We start from the raw sequence: 21,808 nt of genomic DNA on the forward strand, positions 1-21,808 counted from the left end.
TGAAAGGGGAGCATAATGGCCGCTCGCATAGCGCTATTACTTTTTACCGCCGCCATCGTTTCCTGTACTTCTGAAACTGAAATACAAACCGCGCAGACGCCGCTGCAATGTAACGTTTCACTCCTCATTCTCGGCGTGGCGCAGGATGCGGGGCGCCCGCAGATCGGCAATCCGGACGATCCGGCCTGGGCCGACCCGTCGCTTAAGCGGCTGGCGACATCAATCGCCCTTATCGACCGGCGCGGCGATGAGCCCAGACGATGGCTGTTCGAGGCGACGCCTGACATAAAGGAGCAAATACGCCGTTTGAACGCGGCGGCGCCGGCGGCGCATCCGCTTGACCTTGCCGGTGTTTTCCTGACCCACGCTCATATCGGACACTACGCGGGGCTGATGATGTTCGGGCGCGAAGCGGCGGGCGCGAGAAATGTTCAGGTGTTTGCAATGCCGCGCATGGCCGATTTTCTCAGCAGCAACGGGCCCTGGGATCAATTGTTGCGGCTTCACAATCTTTATATCGCCGTGATGAGCGAAGGCGAACCGGAACACCTGACGCCAGACTTATCGGTTACGCCGTTTCTGGTTCCCCACCGGCAGGAATATTCCGAAGTAGCCGGCTTTGAAATTCAGGGTCCGGAGAAAGCTGCGCTCTTCATCCCTGATATCGACAGCTGGGAAGATTGGGATGCGCAAGGCGTCCGAATTGAAGACAAAATCGCTGGCGTCGACTTTGCGCTGCTTGACGCCACTTTTTACGCGAATGGCGAAATTCCGGGCCGGGATATGTCAGGCTTTCCGCATCCATTCGTTTCACACTCGATGGAACGGTTTGAAAATATGCCGCATAGAGAGAAACAAAAAATCTGGTTCATCCACATGAACCACACAAACCCGCTACTGATCCCGGATGCGCCGGAGCGATCATTAGTAGAGAGCAAGGGTTATAATAATGCTTCCGAGAGCGCCGAATACTGCCTTTAGCCGCTGTACAGCGGGATCATGGGCGAAATTTCAGCGTAACGCCGATAATGTGCGACATCTCATCTTCTGCGTCGCGCACAATTTTTAATCTGTTGAGATAGCCTGTCTCCAAAGCCATCCCGTCGCGTAGGTGAACGCCCAACCCGGCGCCAATGCGCAACTGTTCAAACCCTGATTGCGCGCCCCAGCGCGTATCGTTCAGGAAAAAATATCCCTCTCCTGATCCGTACACATACATTTTCTTGCTTATCGTTCGCTTCAGCGATATTCTCTGGCGCAAGCGCCATCCAGCGTCGCCGTTGATAAAACGCTCTTCCAGCTGCGTTCGTGTTGCGAAAGCGTAATTGTCCGTTTTCAAAAACTCCCAGCCGATAGCCTGCCAGAGCCGGTTTTCGTGTCTGTCCGGCATATTTTCGTTGTGCGATATCATGTGTCCATATCCAGCCGTCAGGGAGACGCCGGCGCCGATGTCGCGAACCAGATTCAGTTTCAACTGCGTTTGACCGAGTCTGTCGGTCAGATTATTGAACCGCACGTTGACTTCACCGCTCATCGACCATTTATCGTCGAGTGAAATTTTTGTAGACCCTGTCAGCCAGATTTGCGCGTCATGGTCTTGAGCGCCGGCGGATGCGCCGGCAAATATCACTACAATAGCAACGGCGACGCCCCTGGCGCTTTCGCTGAAGGCGGATACCCGCATCGCGTTCTTCAAAACAGTTTCGAACAAGGAAGACAGTTTTAATAATGGGTGATTAATGCACACAGTGCGCTTTTAAGCATAGGCTGCGGGAAATGTCGAATGCGGAATTCCACAGCCGGCGCCGGCCCCGCGGGCCTTTTTACATCGCGGCGGGCGCTGCGGCGACGGCGCGCTTGCTGGGGAAGCGATAAAACTTGTGCATGCCGATGGTCGCCGTGGGCGTCAGGCTGGCGGACCAATATGGCGTTACATAGTTCGCATGATAATGCGTTGCGTTCCGGCTGACAGGCGAGCGCAGTCCGGCGAGAATAGCGCCGGCCAGTTCTTCGGAGCCGGACCATTTCCGCTTGTTCAAACGCGCCTGCATGGAGCCGTCGCAGGTGAACGAAAACTGGCACCCGGTGCGCCGCTCGGATCCCTGAAAAACGACTTCGCAGATGGAGTTCGGATAAAGCCGGCTTGCAACGCGATTCAACACAACGTCCGCAACGGCGAGTTGCCCGATGCGCGGTTCCGATCGCGCTTCGTAATAAATGGCCTGTGCGAGGCAACGGCGTTCATCGGCGTCAATCTTGGCGGCGTTCAGTTCCGTAAAATCAAATGAGGCGAGCGCCGCAATCGGATCCATGGCCGAAACGATCTCGCTGGTGCTTTTGGCGGGTTTGAGACGCGGCCCGTCCAGCGCTTCGCGCGTCGCCGCCGTTTCCGCCGCCAGATAATTGGCGAAGTCAGCGACAAGTTCGGCTTCTTTTTCCAGCGCCAGTTTTTCCTGCCGCACAGCTTCCGCCCGGTTGGCGTTTACAGTGACGCTCATAGCGCTCGCAACCGCGCAAAGCGACATGACGCCGGCGGCAAACAGGCTGCGCAGGGTCCAGTTGACCTCATAAGGTTGACGCCGGTTTCGCATCTTTCTTTTCAATCTGGCCGCCCGTTTTGCTTTCTTCATCGCCGCTTGTGCATCCCGTTCAAAACCGTCATGGCGCTCGGCCTCAGCGCCCCGACGGGCGCATAGATCAGCATCTTAGATATTACTAATTCTTAAGACGCAGAACCGAACTGTAATTTTGCGCCATCTTGCGAGGAATATGGCGCCGAATTTCGCAAGCGCAAATGAAATCGGCGTGCGTTAACCCTTTGTTAACCATATCTGAAATGCATTAACACGCTGTTTTTGCTTTAGTTCCGCAAAGCCTCACCGAATGTTAACGTTGTATTGGCCTGACGTAGTTGCCTAATTGGCGAGTTTTGCTTGCGCTGCAGCAAGACGTGCGATTGGGGTTCTGTAGGGCGAACAGGAAACATAATCGAGCCCGGCGCTCTCGACAAAATGAATCGAATCTGGATCGCCGCCATGTTCGCCGCATATGCCGAGCTTGATCCCGGGTCGCGTTTTGCGTCCCTTTTCAGCGGCGATTTTCACAAGCGCGCCAACCCCTTCCCGGTCAATCGTCACAAATGGATCACGCTCGAAAACGCCATGACGCATATAGTCCGGCAGAAACGAAGCGGAATCATCGCGCGACAGACCAAATGTGGTTTGGGTCAGATCATTTGTTCCGAAAGAAAAGAATTCCGCCTCATGCGCAATTTCGTCCGCCGTCAGGGCCGCGCGTGGCAACTCGATCATGGTTCCCACAAGGTAATCAAGCTTGACGTTGTTTTCCTTCAATACCGCGATTGAAACATCATCAATGCGTTTTTTTAATATCGCCAGTTCTTCGCGCTTGGCGACGAGCGGCACCATGATTTCCGGCGTTATTTCCTCGCCGGTTTCTTTTTTGATATTACATGCCGCTTCCATAATGGCGCGCACCTGCATCTCATAGATTTCCGGATAGGAAACGCCAAGACGGCACCCCCGATGACCAAGCATGGGATTAAATTCCTTGAGCTTGTGCGCGCGGTCTTTCAAAGCGTCCGCATTCATGCCCGAAGCATTGGCCACCTGTTCGATTTCTTCGTCAGAATGCGGCAGAAATTCATGCAGCGGCGGGTCCAGCAGACGAATTGTCACCGGCAACCCGGTCATGACCCTGAACAATGCTTCGAAATCCGAACGCTGCATCGGCAGCAGTTTAGAGAGCGCAGCTTCGCGCCCCTTCTTATCTTCCGCCAAAATCATTTCGCGCACAGCGACAATGCGGTCCGCCTCGAAAAACATATGTTCCGTGCGGCACAGCCCGATACCTTCAGCGCCAAAATCCCGCGCCGTCTGCGCATCATGCGGCGTTTCGGCGTTTGCGCGCACGCCCATGCGGCGGACCTTGTCGGCCCAGACCATCAATTGCGCGAAGTCACCGGACAATTCTGGCTGCACGGTCGGCACCGCGCCGGCGAATACCTTGCCAGCCGCGCCGTCAATGGTGACCGTTTCCCCTTTTTCGATCTTGCGGCCGGCGACGGTAAAAAACGTTTCGCTCTTGTCGATTTTCAGATCGCCCGCGCCGCATACGCATGGCCGGCCCATGCCGCGCGCCACCACCGCCGCGTGAGACGTCATCCCGCCGCGCGCCGTGACTATGCCCTTTGCGGCGTGCATTCCATGAATGTCTTCCGGGCTCGTTTCAACGCGCACGAGAATGACGGCCTTGCCTTCCTGCGCAAGCCGTTCGGCTTCATCCGAATTAAAAACCACTTCGCCCGAAGCAGCGCCAGGCGAGGCCGGCAATCCCGTCAACACCTGATCGCGCGGCGCATCCGGATCAAGCGAGGGATGTAGAAGCTGGTCCAGCGAGTGGGGGTCCACGCGGTTCACCGCCTCTTCTTCCTTGATGAGACCTTCCGTACACATATCAACAGCGATTTTCAGCGCCGCTTTCGCTGTGCGTTTGCCGTTGCGGGTCTGCAGCATCCAGAGTTTCTTGTCCTGGATGGTGAATTCTATGTCCTGCATATCGCGGTAATGACGTTCGAGTTTTTCGAACACCTTGACGAGTTCCAAATAGGCGTCCGGCATCGCCTCTTCCATGGAGGGCGCGTCTTCGCCCTGCGCCTCGCGGGCGCGCTTCGTCAATGTCTGCGGCGTACGGATGCCCGCGACCACGTCCTCGCCTTGCGCGTTGATCAGGAACTCGCCGTAATAATGATTGTCGCCCGTAGACGGATCGCGCGTGAAAGCGACGCCCGTCGCCGACGTATCGCCCATATTGCCGAACACCATGGCCTGAACATTGACGGCCGTTCCCCAGCTTTCCGGAATATGATGCAGCCGACGATAGGTGTTGGCGCGGTCATTGCGCCATGATCCGAACACAGCGTCAATGGCGCCCCAGAGCTGTTCTTCAGGGTCTTGCGGAAACGGCCGCCCAAGCTGTTCTTCGACGATCTTTTTGTAGCCGGCGATGACTGTTTTCCAGTCGTCCGCTTTCATCTCAGTATCGAGAAAATAGTCGCGCTCTTCCTTATAGGTCTCAAGCAGTTCCTCGAATGCGTGATGATCGAGCTCAAGCACCACGTCTGAATACATCTGGATAAAACGCCGGTAACTGTCATAGGCAAAGCGCGGATCGCCGGAAAGCTTCGCCAGTCCTTCCACGGTGTCGTCCGTAAGACCGAGATTGAGCACCGTGTCCATCATGCCGGGCATGGAGGCGCGCGCGCCGGAGCGCACGGAAACCAGCAACGGCTTGTCCCTGTCGCCAAAGGTCATGCCGACGCTTTGCCCCACGCGCTTTAGTGCGGCGTCCACGTCGCTTTTCAAGCCTTCAGGATATTGACGGTCATTTGCGTAAAAAGCCGAGCAGACATCGGTTGTGAGCGTAAAACCCGGCGGCACCGGCAGCCCGAGGCTCGCCATTTCCGCCAGATTCGCGCCTTTGCCGCCCAGAAGGTTTTTCAGGCTGGCGTCGCCTTCCGCGCCGCCGTCGCCAAATCCGTAAACCCATTTCGTTTTATCGTTCATGGAGACCCCATGTTTCTTCTCGATTTCGTCCCGCTTGCCCGGCGGGGACTGACTTAAGGCGCCGCAACGCAACAACCAAGCCGGAAATTGCCGCATCTTTCATGCGGCCCACCTTACGGCCTTCAGAAAACCCGTGGATATCTATCCACCGGTTTTTTTTCCATGTTAGGGTGGGCCGCCCGGCCCGGTCTGCGCCGTTCTGGCCGGGGATAAACGAGGGGGCCGGGAAAACTTCCGGCGAGCAATCCGAGGGGATCGGATGGGGCGGAAAATCCGCGAAAATGCGCCGGGGCGGATGAGCCAGCGCTTAATGGTCTGCAACGCAGCCGCGTTAACCAGCCTGCCGGGTGCAAGCCTGGCGCAGGACGCAAGCGGCGCCGCCAGTTTCGCCGGGATTTCCTTCCCGGCCATCGCCGGCGCTTCCGCGGTGATTATTCTGATCACGGCGATCCTGTGGTCGGTGCTGACGTCGCGCCGGATGCGCGGATCCTCCCTTTTCAACCGGTTATTCGTGGTCGTCGCCATCACCGCCGGATTTTTCAGCGCCGTCAGTTCGGCCATTGGATTTTCTCTCATCACGTCGCAGGAATCGGCGGATTTTTTCCGCAACGCCATCCTGCCGCCCGCTTTCGGGGTCTTCGTGTTCTGCCTCGCCGTGGCGATCTGGGTCGGCGGCGCGGAATTCGTGCGCAACCGCGACTGGTTTCGCGGCATGGGGCGCGGCGCATTCGCGGATTTGCTGTTTTTCATCGAACGCGCGGTCAAGCTGTTCATTGTGATCCCTGTGCTGGCCCTCATCCTGTTTTTCGTCTCCACCTGGACGACAGTCGTCGGGATCGGCGGCGTCGACGCAGTGCGCCACACCTATTCCGCCGAGATCGACCGTCTCGCCGCCGAATGCGCAGGGATTACCGCGCACAGACAGAAAGATTTCCTGTTTCTGGAAGATCTTCGCCTCGCCGCGCAGGATGTGAGCCGGGTCGCCGCGTCGGAACGCACTGGCGGATCGCAATCGGGCGCCGCCGGCGCCGGCGCAGTCACTGATTATTTCAACGGCATCGCCACATGGTTTTCAGCGCTTGAGCAAAGCGTGGATGCGATTATCACCGGCGCCCCGCCCTCTGGCGTGGATCCGTACGATTCTGAAATTTGCGCATCGAAAACCGATGAATTGAAACGCATGCTTTCTCGTAATGCGTTTGAAAACGTCGATCGCTGGAATCGCGAATTCGAAACCGCGTTCGACGACTTCGCGAGCGTTCTGAACCGCTGGCGCCATGACAAGCGCATCGAGCGGCTGTTGGACGCGCAGCTCGATAATTTCGCCCGCGCGAATCCGAAACCTGTAGGCGCGCGCATCTCAGCGCGTCAGCGCGCAGCCATGGACCGCTACGCCGATGAAGTCGAAAGCGCGCTGCAATCGCTTATCCGTTCGCAAAAACTGCAAAAGCCGCCCATCCCGATTAAATCGGCGGCCGAAAAATCTCCCGCCCGCGGGCTCGACATTTTTCGCGAAATGTTCAAACCGCCCTCGCCGGCGGAAGAGCCCGAAACGGTCTCCCGCCGCCAGTCGGTTGTGGACGCCGAATTCGTACCCGGACTATCGGCCATGACCCCGCGCGACGCGGTGTTGAAACACGCCAACATTTTTTCCGATGTCTGGGCGCTGGCGCTGTCATGGGACTACGCGCCTTATATCTTGATGCTGGCGTTTCTGTTCTTTCCGAGCGCGGAACGCGCGCCGGGATTTAAGGATTAGGCATCCAGACGTCCTTCGAGACGCAATAATTCCTTCATCCTGAGTGTCGCCTATAGGCGACGTCTCGAAAGAAGAAGGAATGATTGCTCCTCAGGATGTAAGCCGGAATGGGCGGCGGCGAGCCTACCCTTCTAACCTCGAGAAATCCGCAATCTTCGCCGTGGCGGCGGTAAGGCGCGCAAGGAGCGACAGGCGGTTCGCGCGCAAGTTTTTGTCATCGGCGTTGACCGTGACTTTTTCGAAGAATGCGTCGAGCGGCGCGCGCAATTGGCTGAGCGCCGCCATGGCCGCTTCAAAGTTCTCGTCGGCGACGGCTTTTTCTGCTTTCGTTTCTGCGTCTTTCAGCGCTTTGTAGAGCGCCTTTTCTTCCGGCTCGTCGAGCGCGCCTTCATCCACGGCATTCGGGTCGGCCAGTTTTTTATCTTTCTTTTCTTCCGCCTTCAGAATATTCGCCGCGCGCTTATAGGCGGCGACAAGATTTGCGCCGTCATCGGTTTTCAGGAAAGCTTCCAGCGCGTCGAGCTTGGCGACGATGAGAACAAGATCGTCCTGAAGATTGCCGTCCGCATCGGTCAGCACTGCATCGATATGATCGTGCTTGTGGCCCCCTCTTTCATGAGAAGTGTCGCGGAGATAAACTTTTAGGCGGTCGTGGAAGAAGAGAATTAGATCATGAATGACCGGCCAAAATTCACTGTCCGATGAAGCACCCCAACTCTTGTTAATTTTTACCCCCTGCTCATGCAGATACTGTTGAGCAACATCAAACATATCTGACAGGTTTGTGCGATACTTACCAGTCAGGAACAAACGAATTACGCCAAGCGCAGCGCGGCGCAATGCAAACGGATCGCCTGATCCTGTGGGCTTTTTTCCGATTACCCAGAACGCATTTAGCGTATCAACCTTATCACACAGAGCGAGGAGATGTGATAAATCGCCGTCAGGCAACTCTTCTTCCTGACTTTCTGGCTTGTAGTGATCGCGAATTGCATCCGCCACCTCTTTGGGTTCGCCCTGTTCAAGCGCATAGTAACGCCCCATGACGCCTTGCAGCTCTGGAAATTCGTAAACCATCCCGGTCACCAAGTCGCATTTTGCCAATACAGCAGCGCGCTCAATGTCCATGGGATCCATATTCAAAGATTGTGCATCTTCTGACGCCAATTGCCCAATGCGGGATACTTTGTCTCCGATTGTTCCCAGACCTTCAAAGAAAGTGATTTTGTAAAGGTCGCCTTCACGTTCGGCCAAGGGCGTTTTCAAATCCTGATTGTAAAGATACCAGCCGTCGGAAAGGCGCGCGGTCAGGACGCGCTCATAACCGGCGCGCATGGCCTTGCCGCCGTCCGACGCTTCGATATTCGCCACACAGATGAATTTGCTGGCGAGGCGGCCTGTCTCCGGGTTACGCACGGAAAAATATTTCTGGTGCCCGCGCATGGAGGCGGTCAGCACTTCGTCCGGGAGCGCCAGAAATTTTTCGTCGAACGCGCCCATCATCACGACCGGCCATTCGGCGAGGCCCGCGACCTCGTTCAGGAGCCCTGCATCCTCCACAAGCTCCAGCCCTTGCGCCTTGCACAGGGTACCGGCGTCGCGCGCGATCAGTTCCCTTCGCTCATCAGCGTCGATCAGAACCTTCGCCGCGCGCAAGTCGCGTTCGTAATGTTCAAATGAGCGCGCCTGAATGCCGCCCGGCGCCATGAAGCGGTGGCCTTCGGTGACGTCGCCGGATTTTACGCCGCCCACCTCGAACGGAACCACCTCGCCGTCGAAACAGCACAGAATACGATGCAGCGGGCGCACCCAGCGCAACTCGCCCCCTTCCCGGTCCGTGTCGCCCCAGCGCATGGATTTCGGCCAGGAAAAGCCGCGCACGATCTCGGGAACGAATTCCGCGATCAATTCCGCCGTCTCACGCCCCTTTTGGTCGATCACCGCAACGTAATAGGCGCCTTTTTTATCCTCGCGCTGCTCGCACTGGTCCAGCGACGAAAGCCCCGCCGCTTTCAGAAAACCGGCCACGGCCTTGTCGGGCGCGCCGACGCGCGGGCCCTTTTTCTCCTCGCGCCGGTCGGGCTGGCGCACCGGCAATCCTGCGGCGACCACCGTCAGGCGGCGCGGACCGGAAAACGCCTTCACCCCTTCGGGCATATACCCGGCGTCGATCAGCGCCTTGTTCACGCTGCGCTCAAGGTCGGCGGCCGCGCGCGCCTGCATGCGGGCGGGGATCTCTTCGGAGAATAATTCTAGCAAAAGCTCGGACATGGAGGCGGTTTCTAGGGGCGCTCACCGTCCCGCGCAAGCCGTCAGCCCCAACCCGTCAGCCCGTCATCCGCCGCACCTGCACCGCGTGAATGCGCACCGCCAGCTTTTCCCCGGCGTTCTTGAAATCCGCCTCAACGTGAATCAGCGTTTTCGAGGCGTTCGTCACCCGCGCCTCGATCATGGCGAGAGGCGCGGTGAGCGGGCGAAAATAATTCGTCTCCAGCCGCGAGGTGCGGAACCGCTCCCGATTGTCGGTGAGCACTGTCATGGCGGCAAGCCCCGCGATGTGATCGGCGACCGACGCGATATGCCCGCCGAACATCACCCCGTCCGGCATGATGAAACGATCGTCAATATCCCAGCGCATGGAAATCGCTCCCCACCGCCAGGACAGCAGCGTTAAGTCGCCGAGTTTTTCATGCGTCCAGTCATTATAGCGCGAGCCGCCGGATTTGTAGCCGTTCAGAATATCGGTGTGGCGTTCCGATGTGGTGCGGGTCATGTTTCTGATTGTTCGTCGTCGTCTTCATCGCCGGCGTTCATGAACGCATCGCGCGGCCCGACCCATTCGTCGATATCGAGAACGGCGTCCACGGCGGCGATCATTTCCTCCAGTTCCGCACGGCTGTCAAACTGCGAACAGCCGCGATACCATTTTACGGCGTGATCGAGATGCTCCGTGTCAAAAGCAAGTATGATGCTTGGATTGTCCGTCGCAATAGGTCCGCAATTATTGCGGTCAGCGTTCGGGTATGACGGATCGAACTGTGAAAATTCATGGTCTCTTGCGATCCTGAGGATTTTTTTAAACGATCCTTTCGGCAACCGCTTGCTGAGAACGCCGTCCGTCTCCGTCACAAAACGCTCGCCCTGAAAAAACAGGAAGTCCCGCTCATCCACTGTAACCTTAAAAATGGGGCAAAATCCGAAACAGGCCGTCCGCTCAAGCGTAAACCGTTCATAATCGTCGTCATCCAGCGCATATTCGCTGAACCTGTCGAGATAGGGCGTGTATCCTTCAGAGGCGCAGGCGGAAAGCAAAAGGCCCGCCAATAAAATGCAAAAATTCGATAATTTCATTGAACCCGCTTTACTGACTTGATCTCAATCGGTTCGGCAAGAATTTGCCCGGCGAAATCGTCGCCTTCGCGCGTGGGCGCCGCATTGATATTGCGAATGACGTCCATCCCGTCAACAACCTTGCCGAATGCGGCGAAGCCCTGACCGTCCGGGTTGCGCGCGCCGCCATAATCGAGCGACGGGTTGTCGCCCACATTGATAAACCATTCCGACGAAGCGCTGCCCGGTTCCACACGCGCCATGGATATGACGCCGTCCGTATGGCTGATCCCGGTCGCCTCGGTCGTTTCGTGAACAACAGGCGGCAAAGGCGGCGTGTAATCGGCGTCAAGGCCGTCTTCCCATGCGCGCCACAGCCCGCCCTGAACAATGGCGATGGAGGGGTCGTTGTCTTCGCGCGTCGCGCGGTAGATATGTGAACCATCGAACGCGCCTTCATCCACATAGTTCAAAAAATTCGCCGCCGTCGCGGGCGCCTTGTCCGTATAAAGTTCCAGCGTGACCGCGCCGGCGTCAGTTTCCATGACCACGCGCGTTGCGCTTTCGTCTTTTTTTGCACACGCCGCCGCCAAGAGCAGCATTGCCATCACGAAAACTTTCATGACGTTTCCTTTCCAGAAGCGCTCACCCCAGATCGACAAGCGCGAACGGCGAGAACATCTCTTTTGATTCAGCCACATCGTTGATCGTCACGAAATCACAAAGCGCATCGTATTTATCCCACAAAGCGATAACATTTGCATTTGTATGCGCCGCCTCTATGGCGGCCTGCGATTTCCAGGCGAACACTTCCACGATCGTTCCGTCCGCCGCCCGGCCGCAAAGCGCGGGGCCGTCGTCAACCAGCCCTTCCGAACGCAGGAGCGGTAAATGCGTTTTCGTAAGGCTTAGCAATTCATCGTCCCTGCCCGGTTTCGGACGGTAGCATGCAATCACCATAACACCCATCACGGCCTCCGGTTATTTCAAGACGCATGCGTCAAGCGCGTCGCGGCGGACAACATTCATGCGCGCGCGCACCGTGCCGGCGCGCTGGCGCACATAAGGCCCCGGCGGGTCCACGCGCCATTTGTGCGGGTTCGGCAGAACGCTCGCAAGCAGCGCCGCCTCCTGCGCGGTCAGGTCTTTGGCGCTCTTGCCGAAACGCGCCTGCGCCGCGGCTTCAGCGCCGAAATGCCCGTCGCCCCATTCGGCGACGTTCAGATAGACTTCCATTATGCGCCGTTTGGGCCAGAAGGTTTCGATCAGCACGGTCATCCACGCCTCGCCGCCCTTGCGGATCCAGCCGCCGCCGTTCCAGAAAAATGCGTTTTTCGCGGTCTGTTGCGAAATGGTCGAGGCGCCGCGCCTTCGGCCGCCGTTTTTTGATTCCTCAATCGCCTTGTCGATGGCTTCGAAGTCCAGCCCTTTATGCCGGCAAAAGCGCGTGTCTTCCGCGGCGATCACCGCCGTGACGAGGTAAGGCGAAATATTTTCGATTTTCGTCCACGGATGAATGATGACGTCGCCGCTCATCTTCCGTTGCAGCATAAGGAACGTGCCCGGCGGCGGCGCGACGCGATATAACCCGGCCCATAACACCGAGCCTGCGATCATGGAAAAAACGCCGACGCCGGCGAGGATCGCATAGCGTTTTACGCGCGCCTGCGATTTTTTCTTTTTGCGCCGCTTGCGCGTTCTCTTTGGCGCCGCCAGGACCATACGCCGCTCCTGTACCGAGGGGCGACCCACCGGCCGCCCCTTTCAGGCGTAATAATGCGATTTTAGCGCTATTTTATCAAGGACAGGACAATGGCTGAGACGACCCAGCCGACAAGCAGATGCGATGCATCGATCAATAGCAGAGTCACGCTATGCGCGGGCAAATACAGATAAGCGTAGTGCACGAAGGGAAGCGCGAGAAAAAACCACAAAATCAGGGCCGTCGTCGCCGCTTCGCCCAAGGAAGCCGCGCCTTTCCACTTCAACACAAGCCCGATGCCGATAACTTGCAAAACGGTGATGAGAAAACCGCCGATCATCCAGATCGGACTTTGTCCTTCAGCATCGGCGGCGGTGAGCCCTTCCGCGTTCATCCACGCTTCGGAAAATAAAAGCCCATACCAGAGAAAACCGACGAAATAGAAAGCAACTGACGCAACAATCACGCCAACGAGATTGAGACCTAGGACTTTGGGCATTTCAACCCTCCCTATTTATGATGAGGGCTGACTATACGGCGCGCCGAACCCTATGTGCAATAGGGGCGCCTCGGCTGTCAGGCGTTGAAACCCGTGTAAGAGCGAAAACGCTCCACAATCGGCGCATAATCCGTAGGCTGCTCGTCATACAACAAATCGTCATCCTGGAAACGAACCCATGATTGCGCGCTTTTCACCCAGATATGCGCCGCCGGCCGAACCCAGCTTGTGTTATCGAATGTGCCGGCGCGCAAGGAAAGCACGCCGATTGAAGGGGTCTGGCCGTTGGCGATCCGTCCGCCGCAAGCACCGCAGAAAAGCCCGTATCGCTGGTTGCCTGCATCGGAGACCCATTCAAACCGCGCCGGTTCGCCTTGCGTGAAAGCAAGAGCGTTTTCGACAATTCCTGTGGAGAGCACGAACGCGCCGCCGGTCTGCTTTTGACAATTCGTGCAATGACAGGCGTAAAGCATCAGTGGCGGCGCGGACAATTCGTAGCGCAGCGCGCCGCACTGGCAGCCTCCGGCAAGGGGAAGCGCGACGCTCATTCAGGCGTTCTCATAATCTACAACGCCCGCGCCTTCAGTGCGGCCTTGCGGACTTTCCAGCCACGCCGCGCAGCAGGCTTTCGCCAGCGTTCTGACGCGCAGAATATACGACTGGCGTTCCGTCGCGGAAATCACGCCGCGCGCATCGAGGAGGTTAAAAACGTGGCTCGCGGCGATGCACTGGTCATACGCCGGCAGGGCGTATGATTTACCCGCCGCCTTTCCCGCCTCGATGATCGCAAGGCACGCCGCTTCCGCTTCCCTGAACTGATCGAACAGAACATCCGTATCCGCCAGATCGAAATTATACCCGGAAAATTCGACTTCCTGCTGGTGAAAGACGTCGCCATAGGTGACGCCGTCTCCGTTGAAGTCGAGATCGAAACCATTGTCGACGCCCTGCACATACATGGCGAGGCGTTCGAGCCCATAGGTGATCTCGCCCGTCACCGGCTTGCAGTCGAAACCGCCGACCTGCTGGAAATAGGTGAACTGTGTCACTTCCATACCGTCGCACCAGACTTCCCACCCGAGCCCCCAGGCGCCGAGCGTCGGGCTTTCCCAGTCGTCTTCCACAAAACGTATGTCGTGTACGGATCGATCAACGCCGATGGCGTCAAGGCTGCCGAGATAAAGGTCCTGAATATTGTCGGGGCTGGGTTTCAGCGCGACCTGAAACTGATAATAATGCTGGAAACGATTCGGGTTCGCGCCGAAACGCCCGTCTGTGGGGCGCCGGCAGGGCTGAACATAAGCCGCCTTCCATGGCTTCGGTCCGAGCGAACGCAGCGTGGTCGCAGGGTGAAACGTTCCCGCCCCCATTTCCTTGTCATAGGGTTGCAAAATCACACAGCCCTGGTCGGCCCAATAATGCTGCAGGGTCAGGATGAGGCCCTGAAAAGACTGTTTCTTTTTGAGGTCTGTCATAACGGATGCTATTAGAATTGAATGCGCGGCGGACGCTAGGCGGCGTTTCCCGCAGGGTCAAGCAACGGGCGCCGGCGAAGGAGACGACGTGAAACGGATTTTATTTCCCCTTTTGATTGCGCTTACGGCCTGCGGCCGCGAAACCCCGCCGAGCGAAGAAGACAAAATGGCGCCGCCGCCCGAACCCGCCATTACCGATCCGGCGCCCGCGCCGCAAAGCGCAATCTACAGATGCGGCGACGCCAGCGTCCTGGCCGAATTTTCCGGCGATACGGTTATACTTACCGTCTATGGTGAAACGTTCGAATTTCATCGTGTCACCTCCGCCTCCGGCGCAAAATACGCGGACCCAGACAATCCTGAAAACATTTTCTGGACCCGCGGCGACAACGCGACTTTAACGGTCGCCGGCGAGGCGTATCCCGAATGCGAAACGCGAAGCGCGCAAGCCCCGGACAGCGGCGGCGCCGGCGGCCAGGGCAAGCCGGATGATAATGCAGCCTATCGCGCCATCGGCCAGGAGCCCGGCTGGATATTGACCATTGACGATGGGCGGTTGTCGCTCGAATACGATTACGGCGAAAAGAGCGTGTCCGTTGCGAACGCACAAAAAGAAATGTCGAACGGCCATGTTGAATATTCCGGCGCCGGCGGCGGCCAGAACGTCACCGTGCGTATTTTCGAGGAGTATTGCGCCGACAGCATGAGCGGGCGCCCATACCCCAACCGCGTGGAGGTCGCCATCGGCGAGAGAACATTGCAAGGCTGCGGCGGAGACACTAGCGCGCTGCTGGTCGGCGGCGACTGGGTCGTTGAAGACATTTCCGGCGCCGGGGTAATCGATATGGCGCGCACTTATATCGCCTTTACGGAAGACGGCCGCATTTCCGGAAGCGGCGGCTGCAACAGCTTTTCAGGGTCTTATGAAATTGGCGGAGAAGGCGTTTCTTTCGGTCCTGTCGCTTCAACAAAGCGCGCCTGCCCGCCCGCTATCATGAACCAGGAGCGGAAATTCTTTGATGTGCTTTCGACCGTATCGAATTTTCAGCGAGACGATGACGGCGCCTTGCGACTGCTCGGCGACAACGGCGCGTATATTCTGGCGAGACGCTGAACGCCATGGGAATTTACATTGACAGGATGATTACAGCGCGCCCGTTTAACGGCGACGGCTGGAGTCTTGAATTTCAACGCTCGCCGGGATGCGCGATGAGTCAGCCGCACAGGCGATGGCATGTTTTATCCTATTACCCTGAAGGCAAGGTCGACGTCGTCAGGCGAAGCCGTCGGGGCGATTTTCACGCGCCGCTTGAAACGGGCGCATTCGGTCTTTACCCGGCCGGCGAGGCGGAAGACGTAGAGTGGAGCGGCTGGCTCGTCAGTGCGCTGCACATTCATATTTCTCCTGAGCGAATCCGCCGCGCACGAGCGTCGTTAGTTGGCGATGCGCATGCGGGCGTCAGGCGTATCGTAGCCTTTCACGATCCGCCTTTGGCGCAAATCGCTGGCGGTCTTTATGAACTGGCCCGCAAAACTCCTGACGCAGCAGAAGAAGCGTCAGCATTAATGGAACTGGTGATTATGAAAATCGCCGAGAAATTTGCATGTCCTGATATGCATGCATCGCCGAAAATCGGAATCATCTCTTTTTCACAGTTGCTCGACCGGATGCACGGCCTGGACGCCGTCGAGAACCGCATTGAACAACTGGCCGCCGGTGCAGGGCTAGGCCGGCGGCGGTTTTTCCAGATTTTCCGATCGATCACAAAAGCGACGCCCCATGATTATCTGGTCAGAAGTCGGCTGGAATATTCAAAGAGCATGTTGCAGGCCGGCCTCGCGCCCTCAGCGGTGGCGCTGGATTGCGGCTTCTTCGACCAAAGCCATTTCGCCAACACTTTTAGAAAACGTATCGGTCTGGCGCCGGGGGCTTTCTGCGAGTGGTTTCACTAGGGTCTGCTTACGATTCGCTTAATCGTAAACGGCTTCTAAATCTTTGCTATTACGCGTCATTTCAGAGAACCCGGTTCCCGCTTTTTGTGGGCGCACTATAGGCATTGCACGATTTTACAATACGCCGCCGATAGAGATTGGCATTTGCCCGATGTCGTTACTCGGAGTGCTTTCATGCGCGTTCTTCTGCTTTCCCTGATCCTCCTTGCCGGTTTGGTAAAACCCGTAGCCGCCCTCCCCTCCGACGCCCGGGAGCGAACCGTTTCTTTCGATATCTATTCCGGAGTTCTCCAGGAGCAGCGCTCGTTTCTGGTCAGGTTGCCGGAAAGTTATTTCGACAAAGCTGAAAAAACCTATCCGGTCTTTTACGTCTCTGACGCGGACTGGAATTTCGAACTCGTGGCGGCGACGCTTGATTATCACAGTTTCTGGGGCCGCATGCCCGAATTCATCGTGGTTGCGGCCATGAATACGAGCCGGAACCGGGACTTCCTTCCGGGCGCGGATGCGGGGTTTCCGAATGCAGGCGGCGGCGACGCTTATCTGTCGCATATCGAACGGGAATGGATTCCCTTGATCGATTCAAACTTTCGCGCGAATGACGTGCGCGTGTTTTTTGGCCATTCGTTCGGCGGCGTTCTCGCCCTTAATCAGTTATTCTCCAAACCTGAACTCTTCGACGCCTATATAGCGCTCGGTTCAAGCGTGTGGGTCGCCGACCGGATAATGTTCGACCGCGCCAAAGCGGCTTTCGATACGGACAAAGATTTCGACCGGTTCCTCTATCTCAGCGTCGGCGAGGGAGACGGCGGCGCAACCGTACCCGACGGCGATGCATTCGCTGAACTCATGAGCAAGGAAGCGCCATCCAGTCTTGAATGGTCCTACGCGGTGTTTCCGAAAGAAAACCATTTCACCAATGTCACCATCAGCCTGCATGACGCTATCGCGAAGCTGTTTCCCTTTTGGGGCCATGACAGCGAACTGATGGAGGCCGCCCGCGAGAACGGGGTAAAGGGCGTCTCGAACTGGTTCAAAGACAAAAAAGAAACGCTCGGATGGCGATTTTATCCCGCCTCCATGGAACTGGGCGTCGCGAGTGTTCGTCTCGCCCATGGCGGGGCGGCCGATGAAGCGCTGGCGATCCTGGACCGCCTCCAATCGCTTTATCCGGACCGGCCGGAAATTCTCGCCGTCCGGGCGGAAGCGCTGCGGGCCGCCGGGGACCTTTCGGGTTCGGTCGAGGCCATCGAGCAGGCGATAACGCTTGGAACCCAAATCGGCTACTGGCCGGACCGTCTGCAAACTTATCGAAATTTTCGCGACCGCAGAATGAGCGAAATCGGGGCTAATTCGGATTGACGATGTGGCGCGGGTCATGGTTGATCGCGCCATGACCCTCATCGACATATCCCCGCCCGTCAACGCGCGGACGCCCATATTCCCCGGCGATACGATATTCAGCGCCGAGCGAAGCTGGCAAATCAGCGATGACTGTCCAGTCAATGTATCGAAGATTGTCATGTCGACCCACACCGGCGCGCATGCCGATGCGCCCCTCCACTACAACAAAGACGGAAAATCCATAGATCAGCTTGATCTCGGCCCCTATATCGGTCCGTGTGCTGTCGTTCACATCGTAAACGGAAAAGCCTTTGTGACAGCCGAAAACATAGCGAGCGCGCTGGATGCGATCAGTGTTTCGGCGCCGGAGCGCGTGATCATCCGCACCTATGAAACCTTTCCGGACAGCTGGGACGACAATTTCACGGCTGTCGCCGGCGACGCAATCCGCTGGCTCGCTGCGAATGGGTGCCGTCTGATCGGCGTCGATACGCCTTCGCTCGACCCCGCAGCGTCAAAAACCATGGAGGCGCACAATGCTGTCTACTGCGCCGACATGCGAATCCTTGAAGGCCTCTGTCTCGACCATGCCGCGCCTGGCGTGTACGAGTTGATCGCGCCGCCCCTGAAATTCGCTGGACTGGATGCTGCGCCGGTTCGCGCCATTTTAAGAACACTGCCATGACGCCGACATCAAGACCACAGGCCGAAGAGATGGACAGCGCTGACCCGCTGGCGCGTCTTCGCGGTCTTTTCAATCTGCCTGATGACGTAATTTACCTCGACGGAAATTCGCTTGGCCCCCCGCCATCGGCTGCGCTGGAACGACTGCACGAAACTGCGCACGCCCATTGGGGCGCCGATCTCATCAAAGCCTGGAACACGGCGGGCTGGATTGACCTGCCGCAAAAATGCGGCGGCAAAATAGCAAAGCTTATCGGCGCGGACCCGGGCGATGTTCTTTGCTGCGATTCGGTATCGGTAAACCTCTTCAAGCTCGCCAGCGCGCTGATAAGAGAACGGCCGGGTGCTCTCGCCTATGAGCAGGATGAGTTTCCCACCGATGGCTATATCCTGCAAGGATTGGCGGCCATGTCGGATACGCCGCTGCGAACCATAGCCCACAAAGGCCGGCCGGAAGACGGATTTGCGGAGAATGTCACGGTGCTGATCAAAAGCGCCGTCCATTACAAAACCGCCGCTGTCGCCGACATCAAGGATTGGCAGGATCATGCGGCGAAAGCCGGCGCCGTCATTATCTGGGATTTGAGCCATGCCGCCGGCATTATGGATCTAAATCTCAAAGCCTGCGGCGCGCAGTATGCAGTGGGGTGCGGTTATAAATATCTGAACGGCGGGCCGGGCGCGCCAGCTTATATATATGTCGAAAAAAACGCGGCGGCCTCGCTTCGCCAGCCGCTTTCCGGATGGATGGGGCATGCGCGCCCTTTTGATTTCGCTGCAGACTATGCGCCGGGAGACGGCGTTCAGCGGTTTGCGGCGGGCACGCCGCCGATCCTTTCCATGTCGGCGCTAGACGCCGCGCTTGACGTCTTCAAAGACGTCGACATGGCCGACATGGAGAAAAAGGCGAAAATACTGGGCGATCTCTTTTTAATGCGCGCGGAAAAACTTGGCCTGGAAACAGTGTCGCCGGGCGCCGGGGAACGGCGCGGCGGACATGTCAGCCTGAAGTTCAGGGACGGCTACGCGGTGGTGCAGGCGTTAATCGCGCGCGGCGTCATCGGCGATTTCAGAACGCCAGACCTCATGCGCTTCGGATTCTCACCGCTTTATCTTCGGTATGCGGATGTCTGGAGCGCCGCCGACGCCCTGGAAGACGTTCTGGAAACCGGGGCCTGGCGCCGGCCTGAATTCGCCGAACGAAAAGCGGTGATCTAAAGACGGTTCATCGCCGCGACAATGCGATTTGATTCCTCTATCGGCGGAACGGCGTTCAGCGCATCCTGAAAATACCGCCGCGCGATGCTTTTCTCGCCGGCTTCAATCGCGATAAGCGCGCGGCCCACATGCGCTTCGTAATTATCCGGCGTATATTGCAGCAGACGCGCCAGCGTTTGCTCCGCTTCAGGCGCGTTACCGTCCGCCGCTTCGCATAAACCAACATTGACCATATCTTCCAGCGCCCATGGATCGGTCTGCAGGCTTGCTTTTGACGAGGCGCAAAAACCGGGCGTCAAATCCTTGCCGAGCAGCGCCTTTACGCTTGCTGCGTAATCAAATTCCGCTTTCGCCGGCGCCGTTTGAGCGTGCGCTGAATCGCGAAACGACGGCCTCTCGGGGCTCGTTGTCTCGGGTCTCGTTGTCTCGGGTCTGGGCGGTTCATTCACTGACCGCACCGAGGCAAGACGCGCGCCCTGCGGCGGTTCGAGCCGTTCCGGCGGACCAAGCCGGGCGAAACGCGATAACCTGTCTTTTGCGCTCTCGCGCAGATCCGGTTTTGCCGGTTCCGGTTCTGGTTCCGGCGACAGGCTGGGCGTTTCAATCATCGCCTGACGCGGACGCGCATCAGCGAAAAACATATCGACGCACACCGCCTGGCGTTCCTTGATCCGGCATGGCTTGGCGTTGGCATATTCGATCAGGCGGTTGGGGGAAATATTAAGCAGGCTGCCTTCGGCGTCAGGACGGATGGAAAATCCTTCGACATTTTCGCTGCGATCCGAAAGGTCGAGCGCCATTTCCACGCTCACGCCGGGCAGAAAAAAAACGTCATCGCTGCGCTTTTCGAGATTGCAAAGCCCCTCGCAGATCAGCGCAATCCGTGTCTGAAGGTCGCGTTCGCCAACCTGCACGTCCTGCAACGCTGACGACGCCAGCACCGGCGATGCAAACAGGCACACCCCCGCGCCGGCCGCGCAAAAAGCAGCCGCGAACCGTAGTAAGGCGCGCTTGAAAAATGGCATCTGATCCGACCAAGCCATGAATTGACTGGCCTTTGTCTGCAGAGTCGGGGGTGCGGGTCAATGCCGGCGAATCACGCTTCAGACCGCAGATAAAAAAACGGGCGCCCGTGCGGCGCCCGTTTCGTGTTGCATGATCAAGAACCTACCAGGTGCGGTAAACCCTGCGGCTGCCCGGCTTGATATAGCCGACGCCCCAATAGTCGTAACATAATAGCGCCACTTCTTCGTACCGGCGCCCTCTGCGATGGAAGGTCTGCGAGACCGGATAGCAATCGCCGATATAGCTGCGGGAATAAAGGTCTGCGCCCCAGCTCACGAACAGCCAGCCGAGCGGATCATATCCGTTGTAATAAACAAAGCGGCCGTAATTCGAGGAATAATATCCATGTTTGCGGCGCGGACCCCAGCCTTGTCGGCGATGACGGTCGGCGCGGTAATAGCGGCGGTCGCTGCGCCATTGATCCCGGCGGCCCTGGCGGTAGGCGCTGCGCGCATTACTCCGGTTTCTGTAACGCTGGTCGCGCCGGCCATCGCGGTAGGCGTCCCGGCGTTGGCCGCGATCTCGAGCGCGCTGATCCCGGCGGCCGTCTCTGTAGGCGTCGCGGCGCTGACCGCGATCACGGGCGCGCTGATCCCGGCGACCATCCCTGTAAGCGTCGCGGCGCTGGCCGCGATTATCCGCACTGCGCCTGCGATCGCGATTGCGATCAGTATTTCGTTGTGTATTGCGATTGCGGGCGCGATCATTGCCGCGGTTGCGGTTCCTTGCGCCCTCATTGCGGCGCGAACCATTTCTTGCGCCGTCTCTGCGCTCGCCGCTGCGGTTGCGCGCGCGATCATTGCCGCGGTTGCGATTGCCGGCGCCTTCCCGCCGTTCACCGCTGCGATTGCGGGCGCGATCATTGCCGCGGTTGCGATTCCGGGCGCCGTCGTTGCGGCGCGAACCATTTCTTGCTCCGTCCCGTCGTCCGCCGCTGCGGTTGCGCGCGCCGTCGCGATTGCCGCGGCGCCGGTCTGCCCGATCACCGCGTTCCTGCACCATGGCGAGTTGAACGGTCTCCGCCGGCGCCTGCGCCGACATCGTTAACGATGATTGCTGTGCAGCGGATGCGGGCGCAGCAAGTAACCCCGCGCCGATCACCGCCCCTGCAGCAACCGCCGCGGCTCTTACTTTGAAAGTTGTTATCATGTCCATCAAGGGCATTCGCTTCTCCTTGCGAATAGTGCGAGGCCC

At 58.1% G+C, this 21,808-nt stretch carries 21 protein-coding genes; 7 read left to right on the forward strand and 14 right to left on the reverse strand.

What is annotated here, in order from left to right; all coding sequences use genetic code 11:
• Positions 1-15 precede the first annotated feature (15 nt).
• The gene (locus tag ACQK2Q_RS09950) at positions 16-981 is read left to right on the forward strand and encodes an MBL fold metallo-hydrolase (RefSeq protein ID WP_425409590.1); all 966 of its coding nucleotides are present in this window, start codon (positions 16-18) and stop codon (positions 979-981) included.
• A gap of 16 nt (positions 982-997) precedes the next feature.
• On the opposite strand, the gene ACQK2Q_RS09955 is transcribed toward ACQK2Q_RS09950, so the two are convergent.
• The 3 genes from ACQK2Q_RS09955 to ppdK form a co-directional block, all read right to left on the reverse strand.
• Complete coding sequence (locus ACQK2Q_RS09955; RefSeq protein ID WP_425409591.1) at positions 998-1,684, reverse strand: DUF2490 domain-containing protein; 687 nt, start codon at positions 1,682-1,684, stop codon at positions 998-1,000.
• Between the two features lie 139 nt (positions 1,685-1,823).
• Positions 1,824-2,603, reverse strand: coding sequence for a cell wall hydrolase (locus tag ACQK2Q_RS09960; protein WP_425409592.1), 780 nt, complete (start codon positions 2,601-2,603; stop codon positions 1,824-1,826).
• Positions 2,604-2,915: 312 nt separating this feature from the next.
• Positions 2,916-5,585, reverse strand: coding sequence for a pyruvate, phosphate dikinase (gene ppdK, locus ACQK2Q_RS09965; RefSeq protein WP_425409593.1), 2,670 nt, complete (start codon positions 5,583-5,585; stop codon positions 2,916-2,918).
• Positions 5,586-5,844: 259 nt separating this feature from the next.
• On the opposite strand from ppdK, the gene ACQK2Q_RS09970 reads away from it, so the two are divergent.
• Positions 5,845-7,344, forward strand: coding sequence for a hypothetical protein (locus tag ACQK2Q_RS09970; RefSeq protein ID WP_425409594.1), 1,500 nt, complete (start codon positions 5,845-5,847; stop codon positions 7,342-7,344).
• A 123-nt stretch (positions 7,345-7,467) separates the two neighbouring features.
• On the opposite strand, the gene glyS is transcribed toward ACQK2Q_RS09970, so the two are convergent.
• From glyS to ACQK2Q_RS10015, 9 genes are all read right to left on the reverse strand, one after another.
• Positions 7,468-9,615, reverse strand: coding sequence for a glycine--tRNA ligase subunit beta (gene glyS, locus ACQK2Q_RS09975; protein WP_425409595.1), 2,148 nt, complete (start codon positions 9,613-9,615; stop codon positions 7,468-7,470).
• A 55-nt stretch (positions 9,616-9,670) separates the two neighbouring features.
• Positions 9,671-10,117, reverse strand: coding sequence for a PaaI family thioesterase (locus ACQK2Q_RS09980; protein ID WP_425409596.1), 447 nt, complete (start codon positions 10,115-10,117; stop codon positions 9,671-9,673).
• A complete protein-coding gene (locus ACQK2Q_RS09985) occupies positions 10,114-10,695 on the reverse strand; it encodes a DUF6438 domain-containing protein (protein WP_425409597.1) in 582 nt (193 codons plus the stop codon). The genes ACQK2Q_RS09980 and ACQK2Q_RS09985 overlap by 4 nt, the downstream gene beginning before the upstream one ends.
• Positions 10,692-11,297 (reverse strand): peptidylprolyl isomerase, encoded by a 606-nt coding sequence (locus ACQK2Q_RS09990; RefSeq protein WP_425409598.1) that lies wholly within the window; start codon positions 11,295-11,297, stop codon positions 10,692-10,694. Before ACQK2Q_RS09990 ends, ACQK2Q_RS09985 begins: the two co-directional genes overlap by 4 nt.
• Positions 11,298-11,319: 22 nt before the next feature.
• A complete protein-coding gene (locus ACQK2Q_RS09995) occupies positions 11,320-11,643 on the reverse strand; it encodes a hypothetical protein (protein WP_425409599.1) in 324 nt (107 codons plus the stop codon).
• 12 nt (positions 11,644-11,655) lie between these two features.
• Positions 11,656-12,396 carry a monofunctional biosynthetic peptidoglycan transglycosylase gene (gene mtgA / locus ACQK2Q_RS10000; RefSeq protein ID WP_425409600.1) on the reverse strand — a complete coding sequence of 247 codons (741 nt, stop codon included), beginning with the start codon at positions 12,394-12,396 and terminating at the stop codon, positions 11,656-11,658.
• Positions 12,397-12,464: 68 nt separating this feature from the next.
• A complete protein-coding gene (locus ACQK2Q_RS10005) occupies positions 12,465-12,875 on the reverse strand; it encodes a DUF1761 domain-containing protein (RefSeq protein WP_425409601.1) in 411 nt (136 codons plus the stop codon).
• Positions 12,876-12,952: 77 nt separating this feature from the next.
• Complete coding sequence (locus ACQK2Q_RS10010) at positions 12,953-13,423, reverse strand: GFA family protein (protein ID WP_425409602.1); 471 nt, start codon at positions 13,421-13,423, stop codon at positions 12,953-12,955.
• Positions 13,424-14,350, reverse strand: a complete 927-nt coding sequence (locus ACQK2Q_RS10015) for a glycine--tRNA ligase subunit alpha (RefSeq protein WP_425409603.1) — start codon at positions 14,348-14,350, stop codon at positions 13,424-13,426.
• 88 nt (positions 14,351-14,438) lie between these two features.
• On the opposite strand from ACQK2Q_RS10015, the gene ACQK2Q_RS10020 reads away from it, so the two are divergent.
• From ACQK2Q_RS10020 to ACQK2Q_RS10040, 5 genes are all read left to right on the forward strand, one after another.
• Entirely contained in the window at positions 14,439-15,464 is a 1,026-nt protein-coding gene (locus tag ACQK2Q_RS10020; protein WP_425409604.1) for an META domain-containing protein, read from the forward strand.
• Positions 15,465-15,469: 5 nt separating this feature from the next.
• Entirely contained in the window at positions 15,470-16,303 is an 834-nt protein-coding gene (locus tag ACQK2Q_RS10025; RefSeq protein WP_425409605.1) for a helix-turn-helix transcriptional regulator, read from the forward strand.
• Positions 16,304-16,477: 174 nt separating this feature from the next.
• The gene (locus ACQK2Q_RS10030; RefSeq protein ID WP_425409606.1) at positions 16,478-17,665 is read left to right on the forward strand and encodes an alpha/beta hydrolase-fold protein; all 1,188 of its coding nucleotides are present in this window, start codon (positions 16,478-16,480) and stop codon (positions 17,663-17,665) included.
• Positions 17,666-17,681: 16 nt separating this feature from the next.
• Positions 17,682-18,332, forward strand: a complete 651-nt coding sequence (gene kynB, locus ACQK2Q_RS10035) for an arylformamidase (protein ID WP_425409607.1) — start codon at positions 17,682-17,684, stop codon at positions 18,330-18,332.
• Positions 18,329-19,549 (forward strand): kynureninase, encoded by a 1,221-nt coding sequence (locus ACQK2Q_RS10040; RefSeq protein ID WP_425409608.1) that lies wholly within the window; start codon positions 18,329-18,331, stop codon positions 19,547-19,549. Before kynB ends, ACQK2Q_RS10040 begins: the two co-directional genes overlap by 4 nt.
• Here the strand turns inward: ACQK2Q_RS10040 and ACQK2Q_RS10045 are convergent.
• Both ACQK2Q_RS10045 and ACQK2Q_RS10050 read right to left on the reverse strand, forming a co-directional pair.
• A complete protein-coding gene (locus tag ACQK2Q_RS10045; RefSeq protein ID WP_425409609.1) occupies positions 19,546-20,592 on the reverse strand; it encodes a tetratricopeptide repeat protein in 1,047 nt (348 codons plus the stop codon). The genes ACQK2Q_RS10040 and ACQK2Q_RS10045 overlap by 4 nt on opposite strands.
• A 124-nt stretch (positions 20,593-20,716) precedes the next feature.
• The gene (locus tag ACQK2Q_RS10050; protein WP_425409610.1) at positions 20,717-21,778 is read right to left on the reverse strand and encodes a hypothetical protein; all 1,062 of its coding nucleotides are present in this window, start codon (positions 21,776-21,778) and stop codon (positions 20,717-20,719) included.
• Positions 21,779-21,808: the final 30 nt, after the last annotated feature.

It is taken from the genome of Hyphococcus sp. (genome assembly GCF_965228385.1).
Classification (GTDB): domain Bacteria; phylum Pseudomonadota; class Alphaproteobacteria; order Caulobacterales; family Parvularculaceae; genus Hyphococcus.

Coding starts and splice junctions, on each gene's coding strand:
- ACQK2Q_RS09950 (WP_425409590.1), top strand. CDS start 16: ATGGCCGCTCGCATAGCGCTATTACTTTTTACCGCCGCCATCGTTTCC.
- ACQK2Q_RS09955 (WP_425409591.1), bottom strand. CDS start 1,684: ATGCGGGTATCCGCCTTCAGCGAAAGCGCCAGGGGCGTCGCCGTTGCT.
- ppdK (WP_425409593.1), bottom strand. CDS start 5,585: ATGAACGATAAAACGAAATGGGTTTACGGATTTGGCGACGGCGGCGCG.
- ACQK2Q_RS09970 (WP_425409594.1), top strand. CDS start 5,845: ATGGGGCGGAAAATCCGCGAAAATGCGCCGGGGCGGATGAGCCAGCGC.
- glyS (WP_425409595.1), bottom strand. CDS start 9,615: ATGTCCGAGCTTTTGCTAGAATTATTCTCCGAAGAGATCCCCGCCCGC.
- ACQK2Q_RS09980 (WP_425409596.1), bottom strand. CDS start 10,117: ATGACCCGCACCACATCGGAACGCCACACCGATATTCTGAACGGCTAC.
- ACQK2Q_RS09985 (WP_425409597.1), bottom strand. CDS start 10,695: ATGAAATTATCGAATTTTTGCATTTTATTGGCGGGCCTTTTGCTTTCC.
- ACQK2Q_RS09990 (WP_425409598.1), bottom strand. CDS start 11,297: ATGAAAGTTTTCGTGATGGCAATGCTGCTCTTGGCGGCGGCGTGTGCA.
- ACQK2Q_RS09995 (WP_425409599.1), bottom strand. CDS start 11,643: ATGGGTGTTATGGTGATTGCATGCTACCGTCCGAAACCGGGCAGGGAC.
- mtgA (WP_425409600.1), bottom strand. CDS start 12,396: ATGGTCCTGGCGGCGCCAAAGAGAACGCGCAAGCGGCGCAAAAAGAAA.
- ACQK2Q_RS10005 (WP_425409601.1), bottom strand. CDS start 12,875: ATGCCCAAAGTCCTAGGTCTCAATCTCGTTGGCGTGATTGTTGCGTCA.
- ACQK2Q_RS10010 (WP_425409602.1), bottom strand. CDS start 13,423: ATGAGCGTCGCGCTTCCCCTTGCCGGAGGCTGCCAGTGCGGCGCGCTG.
- ACQK2Q_RS10015 (WP_425409603.1), bottom strand. CDS start 14,350: ATGACAGACCTCAAAAAGAAACAGTCTTTTCAGGGCCTCATCCTGACC.
- ACQK2Q_RS10025 (WP_425409605.1), top strand. CDS start 15,470: ATGGGAATTTACATTGACAGGATGATTACAGCGCGCCCGTTTAACGGC.
- ACQK2Q_RS10030 (WP_425409606.1), top strand. CDS start 16,478: ATGCGCGTTCTTCTGCTTTCCCTGATCCTCCTTGCCGGTTTGGTAAAA.
- kynB (WP_425409607.1), top strand. CDS start 17,682: ATGGTTGATCGCGCCATGACCCTCATCGACATATCCCCGCCCGTCAAC.
- ACQK2Q_RS10040 (WP_425409608.1), top strand. CDS start 18,329: ATGACGCCGACATCAAGACCACAGGCCGAAGAGATGGACAGCGCTGAC.
- ACQK2Q_RS10045 (WP_425409609.1), bottom strand. CDS start 20,592: ATGGCTTGGTCGGATCAGATGCCATTTTTCAAGCGCGCCTTACTACGG.
- ACQK2Q_RS10050 (WP_425409610.1), bottom strand. CDS start 21,778: ATGCCCTTGATGGACATGATAACAACTTTCAAAGTAAGAGCCGCGGCG.